This window comes from Candidatus Stygibacter australis, from assembly GCA_030765845.1.
In the GTDB taxonomy this organism is placed as follows: domain Bacteria; phylum Cloacimonadota; class Cloacimonadia; order Cloacimonadales; family TCS61; genus Stygibacter; species Stygibacter australis.
Window position 1 is genome coordinate 23,987 of the sequence record JAVCDJ010000165.1, and the last position, 14,997, is coordinate 38,983.

Consider the following 14,997-nt stretch of genomic DNA (forward strand, 5'->3'; position numbering starts at 1 on the left):
CCCCTTAATCCTTTATTACCAGTTTGACGACGCTCTCCAGGGCTTTTGCCCCATAGTCATCTTTTCCGGTTACGTGCGCGAAATACACACCACGAGCCAGCTTAGTACCGGCAGTGGAGCCATTCCATCCTTTAGTATAGCCCATCCAGTTAATCTCATTCGCCCCTCGTCCATGGAAGTCCTCTGAGCACACTTTCCTGCCGGCAAAATCATATATCTCGATCGATACATCAGCAAGTGGAGTCACGGTATTGATCACAAAATTTGTACCAGTAGATGTACTAAAAGGATTAGGATAGCAGTGAATATCATCGCTACCCTCGTAAATTACAGTTACCTTGAATACTGCCGTGGAATCTGACAACAGGTCAGAGGCAGTAATTTCAAAGCTATTTTCGCCAGTCCAATTAGGCAATCCATAGAAAGTAGCTGTTTTAAGATCAGGCAGGAAAGTAAATGGAATGATCTGAATATCAGGATCACTTGTATCAGTAGTATTTACAATATCAATAGTAACCTCAGTAGCCACGTTATTATCTACATCAGTGATATAATCATTGAAATCAACATCAAGCTGGCTATTTGTAGCCACCTGGAAATCATTAACAAAGGAGATCGCCGGTGCATCATTAACAGGATCAATCCATACGAAGAAAGTATCACGAACTGAATACATGAATCTATCCCAGCAAACAACCTTTACGGGCCATTGCTGCGTAGTGTATTCATCCTGCATGGATATGATATGCAGGCTGTCATTATCAATAGTAACAGCAAAATCCAGCGATGCAGATGCTACACTGAATTGCAGTTCACTTTGAGGAGTGTTATCGAAGAAGAAATCTTGCAGACCGACACTGACAGTCTGGAAATCTTCAATTAAACCCTGATCTTGCAAAGGAATTGCCAGAGTTGGGAAATCATTATTTATCACACCATCAAATACAGTGGGGAAGAATGGAGCTGGAGCATGGAATTCAAATTCATCGAGCTCCACGACAGCCTGTTCATATTCAGTAGATATATATTTAAATTCCAGATTTACCATGGCTCCGGTTCCAATGATTGACTGAGTGGTATCTGGCAGATCATAATTGATGAAAGTTTCACGGAACGAAAAGTGATTACCCGATCTTGCAAATCGTGTGGTATCTATAATAGTCCCATCAAAGTTAAACCCTAAAAATTCCAGGATTTCAGGATCAAAGAGTAACCAGAACTCGAAACCAAATACTTCCCAATTTTCTATCAATAGATTTACATTAACCGGCAAATCAAAATCTTCACCGGGTTCCAGACCATCAAGGTTTGGCAAGGTGATAACAACATCTCCGGTAAGTGGTGGGAATTCAGCAGTTAACAGGGTGAAATTAACAATATCGGTTCTGGAATCAATTCCATCAGAAACACGGAAGAGAACATTTTCATTAACACCCCACGTATCATCTACGATAGTGATAGTGAGACCATCTATGATAAATTCATCAATATAATCATTACCTTCATAGGTTAGGGTGAGGGAATCTCCATCCACATCATAGATATACTCAGAGAAATCAAATGTTTCCACCGAATCCTCAATGGCGATAATGAAAGCAGGTAAATTGATCACTGGAGCATCGTTTACTGACTGGACAACAATTAAAACGGAATCAGTATCAGTAAGTCTGGAAAAATTATCATCAACAGTAAATTGGAGAGTTTCCTCACCATGCCAGTTAAGATCTCCCAGAATAGTTATGGCTAGTCCATCAATGATCACCAACATGTTTTCATTACCTGTTACAGTAAGAGTAAGAGGGTTATTATCAACATCATCTACAAAGCTGGTGAAATCAATTGTCAGTGGAGTATCCTCTAATGCCTCAAACTGATCCGGTAATTCGATAGTCGGGGCATCATTGATCGGAAGAACAACAACCCTCATATTATCATTATCACTATATTGAGGATCACTGACAGAGAATTCGATCATACCAAAGCCAGTCCAATCAGTCAGGGCAGAAATCGTAACATTAAGACTATCGATCTCTACAGTAAGAGAATCATCCAGTCCACCTACTTCAACCAGTATAAGATCAGAATAATTATTATCAACATCAGAGATATAATCTGAGAAATCCAGCGTAATTGACCCACCTTCATTAACGTTTACGCTTTCAGGCAGGTTAATAACGGGTGCATCATTCACAGGAGTAACTACTACCAGCACATCATCAGAATCCTGAAGTCTGGCACCATCCTCGAAAACGGTGAAGGTAATTGTTTCATTGCCATACCAGTTGGCATTAGTCGAGAATAAAACATTCAATTCAGTAATACCTACTATGATATTCGTATTTCCAGAGACCATAAGCGAAAGGTCATCAATTGGAGTATCAACATCAGAGATATATGAGAGGAAATCTCTTTCATGAGTATTATCCTCATTAAATCTGAATTGGTCTGGTAAATTGATATCTGGAGCATCATTAATGGGGGTAACGATCACATTCACTATATCATCATCAGTAGCACGAGTTAGATCGTCACTTACAATGAAAGTGATATCTTCATTACCATTCCAGTTTGCTCCGGCACTAAATGTTACCATAAATTGATCAATATTTACATTAATATTAACAGCATTCTGTGAAGAAAGCACAAGATTATCACCGTCAACATCATTTATAAATGGTTCAAAATTAACTTCTAAACTTAGATCTTCACCAAAAGTATATGTCGCGGGTAAATCAATAGTAGGAGCATCATTTACAGAAGCAATGATAAGATCAACATTATCTGAGCTAATTCCCCCAGCATTATCATCAACCTGGAAGCCAATATTGACCGTTCCATTAAAGTTAAGGGCTGGTGTAAATGTTACCTGAGTACCCGAAACATTGATGCCCACATTAGGATAGGTTCCCACGGCAGTAATAGTAATATCTCCAATGAGATTATCTATCAGAGTAATATATTCAGTAAAATCTTCGACTAAAGGTGTATCTTCCACAGCATTAAAGGCAGCAGGCAGATTAAATATTGGCGGGTCATTGACTGGTGTAACAGTTACAGGTGCATTTTCAGAAGCATATAACTCACCATCAGCAACAGTAAATTCATGGGGTTCAGAGCCAAACCAGTTTTCATTAGAAATAAAAGTTACCTGATAAGCATTTACAATGGTCTGAATATTATCACCTTCAGAAACATTAATTAAGAGATCTTCTGAATCAATATCTGAGATATAAGGCGTGAAATCTACAACCAATTGTCCATCTTCAGCAAAAGTGAACCCCTCATCAGGCACATTAATCTGGGGAGGATCATTCACGGGAGTAACTACTACCAGCACATCATCAGAATCAAGTAATCTTCCGGTCGTCTGGTCACTTACATAGAAAGTGACCGTTTCTGCACCAAACCAGTCAGGATTTCCTATGATATGTACTTCCAGTGGATCTTCAACACCGTAAGTAATATTCAGATTTTGAGTAGCATCATGGAAGATCGTGATCTCATCATTATCGCCATCACTGGCATAATTACTGAAATCTGAGATATATTCAACATCTTCCATTAGATCAAATTGATCAGGAAGAACGATTACCGGTGCGTCATTAACAGGAGCTACATTTACCACAAAACCATCAGATGCTGTTAAGCTATCTATGTCAGTGGCAGTAATTATAATACCCGCCTGTCCAAACCAGTCATCCAGAGACGAGATAGTAAGGATAGTACCATTTATTTGCGCAATCACCTGAGCCGGGTCAAACTGGGCAGAATAAACCAGATCATCACCATCCTGATCGAAGAAATATTGCTCAAGGTCAACATTGAAATCAGCAAAATCCTCAAGTTTATCAATATCTGGAATATCAAGAATTACTACAGGTGGATAATTAACTGAAATAACAGTTATCAGAGTAGAATCAGCTACCATAAGTCCGGCGCTATCGGTAGCATAAAAGAATATAGTTTTTTCACCAAACCAGTTTTGCTCCGGAGTGAGAGTTACGCTGCCATCAACTATAGAAATATTGAAAACCATATCGCCTGGTTCCAGATAGGAATAAACCAGGTAATCAGTAACAACTTCATTGAGTTCAGGATCGGTATCATAATCAGCAAATACATTGTTTAAATTTATGGAGTTATCGGTGCTATTTTCCATTATTTCAAGATCTAGCAGAGGATTTTGAACATAAGGTGGTGTATTAACTGGAGTAATATAGACCATCACAGTATCAATACCAATTGCTCTACCCATCCCATCATTTACAGAATATACCAGAGCATCATTTCCATTCCAATTTGATAAAGCCGATAAAGTTACAATTGTGCCGTTAATTTCAGAGAACACAAATTCCGAGAAATTAACAAGGTTAACAGTGAGAATATCCTGATCAACATCAAAGATGAACTGATTGAAATCAACTATTAGATCATTATTTTCAGGGAATGTGAATCCATCATCAGGAAGATCTATCACAGGAGTATCATTAACCGGGGTTACTACAACGATGAAGGCCTGTTCCAAGTAAATTAATCCATCATTAACTGAAATGGTAAATTGTTCTTCACCGAACCAATCCTGAGCAGCAGTAAATGTTGCAATGTTATTCACAAATACTACATCAATATTGGGTTCAGCAGCATTTGCATACAGGTTGATAAATAGAGAGTCACTATCAATATCAGATACATATCCACTTCCGAGATTGAAATCAACTAGCAGAGATTCATCTTCCTGGAATGAGAAACCTTCATAAGGAAGGTTAATTACAGGAGCATCATTTACGGGATTAAAAGTGACAGTAGTTATATCCGAATTATAATAGTCATATCCGGGAGCATAAATCGTGAAGGTGATAACTTCTGAACCAAACCAGTCCTCTACCGCAGAAAAAGTGACCTGATTAGTGAGAGAATCAATTTCTACGATAACATTATCGTTTCCTTCGGCAGATAAATTAACCTGAATATTGTAATCATTATAAATGTATTGATTGAAATCTATAGTTTGTGAGGAATCCTCATTGAATGAGAAGAGATCAGGTAAGTAGATAACTGGCATTATAGTATCATCGGTAATGATAATATCTACTAAATCAAACGAAGTAGCGCGATCTTGACCATCATCTACCGTGAAAGTGATTCTTTCTACGCCCAACCATTCATTAGTGATAAATGTGACCATCAGACCATTAATTTCAATACCGATATTCTGATTCCCTGAATGTGTGAGAATAAGATCATCTCCATCAAGATCAAAGACATAATTTACAAAATTGACATTATAATTCTGATTAGGATTGAAGACAAATTCCAGAGGCAGATTGATCTGAGGTGGATCATTTACGGGGATCACACTTACATCAACAACATCGAAACCAGAGAATTCACCATCAAAAACTGTAAAAGTCATAGTCTCAAAACCATACCAGTTGTAATCAGGATTGAAAGTAACCATCAACTGATCAATATTAACGAAAATATTCTCATTGCCGGTAACTGATAATGAAAGTGAATCGCTGTCATCAGTGATATACTGATCAAAATCAAGCTCCAAAGGCTGGTCTTCATAAAAAGAAATTACTGGTGGCAGATCAATGAGCGGAGGATCATTAATCGGTATAACAAAAACTTCAGTTGTATCTGATGCAATTGCTCTACCCTGATTATCATCCACGGTGAAAGTGAGGATCTCTGAACCAAACCAGTCTGGTATTGCACTGAATGTAACTATGAGTTGATCAATATCTATCAGTACATTCATATTGCCGGATACCGAAAGAGTAATAGTATCCAGATCAATGTCATTTATATAGGGAGCAAAATCAACCATTAAAGATTCGTCTTCATGCAATGTGTAAGAATCATCTATATCAATAGTAGGCGGATCATTAACAGGACTAACAATAACATCCACATTATCATCTGCCATAAGAGTTTCATCATATACAGTGAATGTGATCATCTCAGAACCATTCCAATCTGGCAGAGGGATAAATTCAACTATAAGTCCATTGATATTTACCTGAATATTTACACCTTCTGCAATAAGGGTTAGAGAATCACTATCTACATCATATACGTAATCCATTGCCTCAAAATCGACTATAAGATTTTCATCTTCAACTATTTCAAAGTAATCTGGTAATTGAATTACCGGACTATCAGGAACAGAAATAACATTGATTGTGACTGCATCAGTATCCGAAAGTCCGGCAGTATCGATAACCGTGAATGTTATTAATTCTGAACCAAACCAGTTACCAGGAGCAGTTACATTATAAACAGCAAAGGCAATGGTCTCAAAATTCAGGTCAATATTACCAGAAAAAGATATTGATAAATCAATATCATCCACATCAATGACATAATCGGAAATATCAAGAATCAGAGATTCATCTTCATAAAAGCTGTATTCTTCCTGGGGGATATTAATTACAGGTGCATCATTTTGTGGTTCAACAACGATCTCAACAAAGTCGTTATCAGTTAAGCGTGAAACCCCATCTGAAACAACGAAATTCAAAACTTCCGAACCATTCCAGTTATTAAGTGGTATCAGAGTTACAAAGAAGCCATCAATATCAGCATAGATATTATCATTATCCATTACTGAAAGGACAAGTTGATCACTATCAATATCAGAGATATATTGGGTTAGATCAATAGTTTCCTCAACATCTTCAGTCATGATAAATTGATCAAAAGGAATTTCGATCACTGGAGGATCATTCACGGAATTAACAGTTACCAGGACTTCTTGAGTATTGGTAGCGCCATAAATATCTGTAGCCTCGAAAGTCACTGTTTCTGAGCCAAACCAGTTTGCAGCGGCAGAGAATTGAACTACCAGCCCGGCAATATCAATAATGATATTTTCTGTTTGGAAGACAGTGAGATCATCAATGGCATCACCTTCTGGATCAGAAATATATGTATCAAAATATTCAATTAAATCACTATCTTCATCAAAACTGAATCCCAGAGGAGGGAATTGAAATTGAGGTGGATCATTTTCCGGCAAGACAGTAATTTCAACCAGGGTCTCATCACCAATAAGTGAACCATCTGATGCCTGATAAGTAAATTGATCATTACCAAAGAAATTAAGATCAGGTTGATAACTAAACGAGCCATCACTATTAAATTCCAAAACACCATTTACTGCATTGTTAACTAATATTGCCGTTAAATCAAGCCCATCCGGATCATAATCATTAGCCAGAACTCCATTATCAGCACTTACTTCAAGAAGCATGTCTTCATTGACATTATAGGCATCCTGCACAGAAACAGGGGGCAGATCAGCAGGAGCATAGAGCTGGTAAGGATCATAAAGCGAACCAGCAGCAGAGTTATCAGCGAAATAGATCGGGTAATCTCCTTCGCAATCATAAACCACATCTGCAGCAGCATCATAGATCATAAATGTAATAAGTTCCTGATCACCAGATTCGGCATTACTGCGAACAGTAAGATACCACATAGCATAAGGACCTACCTGGTCCCAGACAGCAATTGCCCGGCAATCATCTACACCGCCGGGTCCAAATGCTGCCAGAATGTTATCGGGATTTTCGTTATTAAACTCTTGCCCATATAAGGAAACCTCAGTGTATACCTGCATATTGTACTGATTACCAGTCATAGGAGTCCATAGTGGTGGATCAGCGAATACCAGGCAGGTAAGTACTAAAGCTAAAGCAAATAATAATATTTTTTGTTTATACATCCCGTACCTCCAAATTTATTTTTTTTTTCATTTTCATTCCTTTTAATAATTCACTTATACTTTTTTATAATAATTTTATGTGTGTCCGGACTGCCGCAGCAGCCCGGACAATCTGGTGAATGATTATTTGATCATCACCATTTTACGGGTCGCTGAAAATTGAGAAGAATTAAGCGAATAGAAATAGATGCCACTGGCAACCTGATTTCCATTATCATCTGTACCGTCCCAGATGACGCTATGTGATCCAGCTTCCCTTGGTTCTCTCACGAGAGCCTTTATCTTCTCTCCTCTCAAATTGAAGATATTTATGGTCACGAAATCCTGAGCAGCTAATTCGAATGAAATAGTGGTAACAGGATTAAACGGATTTGGATAGTTTTGGTTGAGAACATTTGCGGTAACAATTTGATCATCCTCTTCATCAACAGGATAGAAAGCAGCCTGGAAAGGTTCAAATGGGGTACCGATTTTAGTATCAGCCTGGAATGAGATCATATCGAGGCAGGTACTTTCACAATTATTTTCGTCTATAAGGCGAATATAAAGAGGGTCACCGGTAGTAATACCTACGATAGTGAAGTACCAAAATCCCTGTTCAAGATATGAGCTTTCCTGCCAGATACCATGAGCACGGCAAATTCCTTCAGCATCAAAGATACCCATTGCTCTATCATCTGCCCACTCATAGATTTCATTATCATACTGAGCACTAAGCATCAGGATCATATTATCCGAAGTACCAGATAAGATTTCCCATTCTGCAGGAGAATTATCTGGCATTGATTGAGCATGACCATTTCTATCTCTTGTAATCAATGGATAAAGTGGGTATATCAGAATATCAGGGTTAGTCATTTGAACTTTGTATCCTATTCCCGGTGCCATTATCTTCAAATCACCAAACCAGATACCGCTGCCTACTTCCGGGAAATATTCAGCAGACTGGGTTTGATTTTTTACAATATGAACATTATCCAGTATTGAATTTAAAGCAGAAGTTAAAGAATCTTCAGTGGGAGGATAATATCCTATCCAATTCCAATCTGCTATCATCTCAATCGGAGTGTCAGACATTATCCGGTTTCCCGTAAGAGAGAATACAGAGACCGAATCATCAACGTTAACCAGGTATCCACCGCCATCTATAATAAATTCCAGATCTCCAAACCATCCAGGGATTTCTGGATAATAATCAGCAGTTTGTGTTTGATATTTAACAGTATTTACATTTTCGCCAAGTGTATCACTGAATACATATTCCAGTGAATAGTCTTCAGGCTGGACATAAAATGAGATCCAGTTCCAGTTTGTCATAAGGCTCATCGTTTGAGTTATATTGTAAGTTACATCAACCATGAAAGTATCTGTAACAGAGGCACGAGTGACATTATCATCGGCAGTAACAATAACCTCAGAAACTCCATTCCAGTTGATGATAGAAGATATGGTAAGAATTCCATCTAATTCAGTAACGCTAATTTGCTCGTCATTAAAATCAACCTGATAAGTTAACATATCTCCATCGACATCATAGAAATGAGGTGAAAGATCAATATCAAAATCAGAGAAATTGATTTCAACAAACTGGTCAGGAATAGGAACTAAGACAACAGGTGCATCATTTACGGGAATAATCTCGAAGTTTACAAGATCAGAAGCATTTTCCCCATAAGTATCCGTAACAGTGAAAGTGATATCCTCATCACCATTCCAGTCAGGATCAGGAGCTGTGACTACTGCAAAATGAGTTACTGGATCAATATCAACCAGTAAATCCGTATTACCGGAATATTGCCAGGTCAGAGTTTCATCTTCATCATCCACATCATTTACATAGTAATCAAGATCAATGGTATTGAAGAGATTCCCTTCCTGGACCTGTTGATCAGGAATCTGGAAAGCGAAATATGGTGGATCATTAACAGGATTAACTACTACATTAACAGTATCTGTGACTACAAAACGACGCGATTCATCTGCAAGTGAGAAAGTGATAACTTCAGTTCCAAACCAGTTCAAGTCAGCAGAGAAAGTGACAATTGTGCCGTTAATAACTACGATAACATTTTCACCGTCAGCAGATGTCAACGTAAGATTTGCTAGATCAGTATCTACATCAAAGACATAACCCATATCTATAAAATCAAGGATCAAAATAGTATCTTCATCAAAGGTGAATTCTTCGGGAAGAAGAAGCATAGGAGGATCATTAACAGCAGAAATAGTCAAAATAAATGTATCCTCTGCAGTAAGTCTATTGATCCCGTCATCTGCTGTAACTGTAATATTCACTGATCCATTAAGATTAGGAACAGAGTAGAAATAGAGTAGATTATCCTGTATATCGAGTGTTACTATTGTGTCACTGGCTACTGCTTCATAAGAGAGAACATCACCATCAATATCATCAAAATACAGGTCGAGATCAATACTGTAAGTATCGAAGTCTTCAAGTTTACTCTGATTAGGAATTGGAGCTGCAACATAAGGAGGATCGTTGAGTGGATTAACAGTAACCTGGAAAGTATCAGCAATTGCAGCTCTAACTACTTGATCGGAGATATGAATAACAACCTCAGTATCTCCCGTCCAGTCATTTACAGAATTAATCTGCATCAAAGAACCATTAAGCGTCACTGTGAGGTGATCACTGATATAATCAGCGTAGAAATATAACTGACTGTTATCAACATCAGCATAATTCGGAGCCATATCATACTGGTAAGGCTCAAAGTCTTCATCAAAAAAGAGATCTTCTAATGGAGTTATTATGACTGGTGGATCATTAACCGGCATAATCAAAACGTGGAATGTATCAGTAACAGTAGCTCTACCCATTTGATCATCTGCTGTGATATATGCATCGAAGGATCCAAACCAATTTTCGATAGCTGTTATTGTCATAATATTATCTTCAATAATAATCACACCACCAGGATCAGAGACCTGAGCTGAATAAACCAGGGGATCTCCATCTATATCAAAGAAATTAGAATCAAGATTAACTGGATCAGAGACAGTATCTTCATCGATAGTGATATCTCCTAATGGAACCTGAACAACAGGAGGATCATTAACTGGGTCAATAAACACATCGAAAGTATCGGTAACCACTGCTCTATTTTGCAGATCATTGGCAATAACTTCGATCGTAGTAGTTCCATACCAGTTATCAAGAGAATTTAGATTAAGGAAATTCTGGTTTATGCTGGCTGAAATATCATCTTCATTATAGTTTACATAATAGGTAAGATTCTGGTCAACGTCATTGAAATGATAGTCCAGATCAATATCAAAGGCTACGAAGTCTTCCTGCAGATACAAATCTTCAAGAGGAATAATTAATTCGGGAGGATCATTTACAGGAGTAACAACAAGATCAAACTGATCTGAGACAGATAACCTGTTGATTTCATCGCTGGCAGTTACTTCAATAGTTGTAGTACCAAACCAGTCAGAAACTGCTGATAATTCCAGAACAGCTCCAATCAAGTTAATATTGACTTCTTCTGATACGAAATCGACGCTATAAGTAAGCGGGTCTCCGTCAACATCAATAAAATATCCGGTAAAATCAATCTGGAAAGTAGCAAAGTCCTCTGCTTTAGTAACATCATTGAAATATGTAACTATTTCTGGAGGATTATTGACAGGCTGAACAATGACATCAAAGGTATCGCTGACAGTTACCCGATCATTTCCATCTTGAGCAGTAACGGTAACCGAGGTTGTTCCATTCCAGTTAGTTTCAGGTTCAAAATACAGCATATTTGAGATAATATCCACATTAATAGCAGTATTTTCAAAAGAAGCTGCATATTCCAGAATATCACCATCTACATCATCAAAATAATAATCCAAGTCAAGACTATGAGTACCAGAATCTTCCAGAATATACTGATCAGGGATAGGAGTTACAGTTGGCGGGTCATTAACCGGCAGTACAATAACATCAACAGAATCGGATGAATTTTCTGGTCCATTGATATTGGAAACTTCAAAGGTGATCTGTTCCTGACCATTCCAGTCCGGATAAGCCCCAAACGTGACAACAAATTCATTTATTTCAACTGTGATATAGTTTGCATTTTGGTAAGTTAGTTGAATATCGAAATTATCAGGATTGCTTATATAGGGAGCAAAATTAACAGGAAGAGATTCATCTTCATCAAAAGTGAAGTTTTGAGGTAATATAATAGTTAATTCATCTGCCTGTGGAAGAACAATAACCTGAACCTGGTCAGAATTAGTGAATTCTTCATCAGAAATACTGAAAGTAACAAGCTCTTGACCATTCCAGTTTTCTACATTAGAAAAACTAACCATCAAACCCACAATATCGATCAAGACATTGGTATTACCAGTAGCTTCAAGAAAAAGACTATCGCTGTCAACATCAGTAACATACTGAGAAAAATCTACATCTAAGATATTATCTTCATAAAATTCAAAGGTTTCTGGTAAAGCAATAACCGGTTCATCATTAACAGGGGCAATATAAACCCAGAAATCATCAGTTACAGTAACTCTATTTCCATCACTGGCAGTAACAGAAACTTCTGTATCGCCAGATTTATTTAAACGTGAATAAATTGTGAGAGTATTTTGATCAATAGAAGCATTTATAAGGTCTATATCATACTCAACGTCATAACTAAGAGAATCATCATAGTCAACAAAGTGCTGGTTTAAATCAATAACTATTGCTTCAAAATCCTCATCAACATATTGATCGTCTATCGGAACATCTACATACGGTGGATCATTAACAGGCTGGACAATTACATCGAATTGATCAACTGCCGGATCATTACCAGGGATGTTATCTGAGGCGTAAACGGTTACGTTAGCTGTACCATACCAGTTAAATACAGAGCTAATAGCAAGAATGCTGTCATTTACAGTAATGCCAATCTGGTTATCGTTAAAATCAACTGAATATGTAATGGGATCATCTTCCGGGTCACTAAAATGAGTGCTTAGATCAAGATCAAAAGGCAGGAAATCCTCATTCACGTTTTGATCATCAACAGGTGAAGCAAGAACAGGAGGATCATTAACAGGATTCACTTGAACAGTAAGGGTATCGTTAGTTGTTAAACGACCGAATTCATCCTGTGCAGTTACCGTAACATCAACTGAGCCATTCCATTGAGGAAGAGAAGCAATCGTCATGATTTCTCCAACAATATCAACAATTATAGAATTATTCTCATTTAAAGAAGCAGAGAATAATAGTGTGTCATTATCAACGTCAATAAAGTGATCATAGAGATTAATATCGAATGCTGGGAATGCTTCTTCTAATATATAGTCAGGAATCTCCAAATATACATAAGGGGGATCATTAACGGGAGTTACAATTACATCAAAAGAATCAGAGACATCATTAAAAAGGTCTGCCGCAGTAACAGTAACCGTGGAAGTACCATACCAGTCAGCAATTGGTTGGAAATAAAGGAAATCATTATCAATCCAGACATTCAAATCATTAGACTCGAAATCAACTGAAAAATCAAGTGGATCGTTATCGTAATCTACAAAGTAATAATTAAGGTTTCTGGCAATTTGGTCATCATCTTCGTTCATATATGTATCAGGAAGATCGACCAGTAATATGGGAGGATCATTTTCTTCCAGAACTGTGATCTGGAAAGTATCAGATGCTATGAGACGGTTATAATCATCCTGCGCAGTAATAGTCACGTCAGTAATCCCATGCCAGTTTTCTACAGAAGAAATAGTCATGATATTTTCATCAATTGCAATAGTGACATGATTAAAATCATAATTAGCAGAAAAATGAAGATCATCTCCGTCAACATCAATGAAATGATCATCAAGGTCAGTTATCTGATCTTCGAAGTCTTCTATAAGCTCGATATCCGGCAAAGGTAAGATTACTTCTGGAGCGTCATTTACTGGATTAACTGTGATAAAAACTGTGTCATAAACAGTGTATTCCAGATCTTCTGCTGTAAAAACAACAGTTTCTGAGCCGTTCCAATTCTCCTGGAATGTGGAAATTGTTACATTTGCCAAGCTGTCTATGACAATATTTAGATTGATGTTATCCAAAACATTGTATTCAAGAGAATCGCCTTCAATATCTGAGAAGGCAAAATCAAGGTTTATGTGATTGTCCACTGTATCTTCATTGAAATTGAAATCGGCAATCGGATTTTCTACATAGGGTGGATCATTAACTGGGGTAACTTCAATTTGAACAATATCACTATCGATCAATCTGACAGGACTGTCATTGATTGTAAATGTGATATTTTCGATACCATTAAAATTTAGTTCAGGTGTGAAAGTGACATAAAAACCAACAATATCAACATCAACATGTACATTGCCACTAAAATTTAAAACAAGTTCAGTATTATCACTATCGTAAATATATTGCGTGAAATCCACTCCATAGACAGTGTCTTCTGGGAAAATGAAACTATCTGGTAAATTAATAATCGGCGGATCGTTAACATTCTGAACCTGGATTTCCACAACAGCAATATTGGTTTGATACACACCATCAGTAGCATAATATTCAAAGAAATCGCTACCGAAATAATTTGGATATGGTCGATAAGTAAATGAGCCGTTATCAATTAATGTAAGATAACCATGGCTAACATCTTGATCCAAAACTACCTCGAATTCATCAATATAAACCTGCGAAATGAAATCATTTATTAATACTCCTGATGCTGGCAATATAGTTAAAAGTGAATCTTCATAAGCTCCATAGAAATCATCTATTACATAAGGAATCGTGAGCAGGAAAGCACTATTATAGGAGCCAATAATAGTATTATCTGCAAACATTGAGCTTTCACGGCAATCCAGAACTTGATCACTATCTGCATCATAGACTTTATAAGTAATGAGCTCAGTATCAGGTTCTGCATTACTTACGATAGTCATGTACCAGAGCTGAAACTGGTTGTATTCATTCCAATACGCAATAGCACGACAATCTGTAACGCCACCTGGTCCAAAGGCAGCAACGATGTTATCTGGATTTGAGTTTGTGAAATATTGAGCCATGAATTCTACCTGAGAATAGACTTGCATACTATACTGAGTACCAGGAATTATTTCCCAATCTGGTATTTCAGCAGACACATTCACGCACAAAATCATGATAACACTAAGAACAACAATTTTTAACATCTTCATTTTAATAAACCCCCTCGAACGAGTTATTTTCATCTGGTTTCATTTGGCTCTTCATTTGGCTGATAGCCTTTGCAGGCTAT

At 37.3% G+C, this 14,997-nt stretch carries 2 protein-coding genes; both read right to left on the reverse strand.

Annotation, left to right across the window (positions count from 1 at the left end):
* Positions 1-4 precede the first annotated feature (4 nt).
* Positions 5-7,732, reverse strand: a complete 7,728-nt coding sequence (locus tag RAO94_08275; protein MDP8322333.1) for a tandem-95 repeat protein — start codon at positions 7,730-7,732, stop codon at positions 5-7.
* Between the two features lie 123 nt (positions 7,733-7,855).
* On the reverse strand, positions 7,856-14,917 hold the full coding sequence (locus RAO94_08280; protein ID MDP8322334.1) for a tandem-95 repeat protein: 7,062 nt from the start codon (positions 14,915-14,917) through the stop codon (positions 7,856-7,858).
* Positions 14,918-14,997: the final 80 nt, after the last annotated feature.

What these genes read in the sequence shown, in the direction of transcription:
- RAO94_08275 (MDP8322333.1), bottom strand. Translation starts at nt 7,732, where the DNA reads ATGTATAAACAAAAAATATTATTATTTGCTTTAGCTTTAGTACTTACC.
- RAO94_08280 (MDP8322334.1), bottom strand. Translation starts at nt 14,917, where the DNA reads ATGAAGATGTTAAAAATTGTTGTTCTTAGTGTTATCATGATTTTGTGC.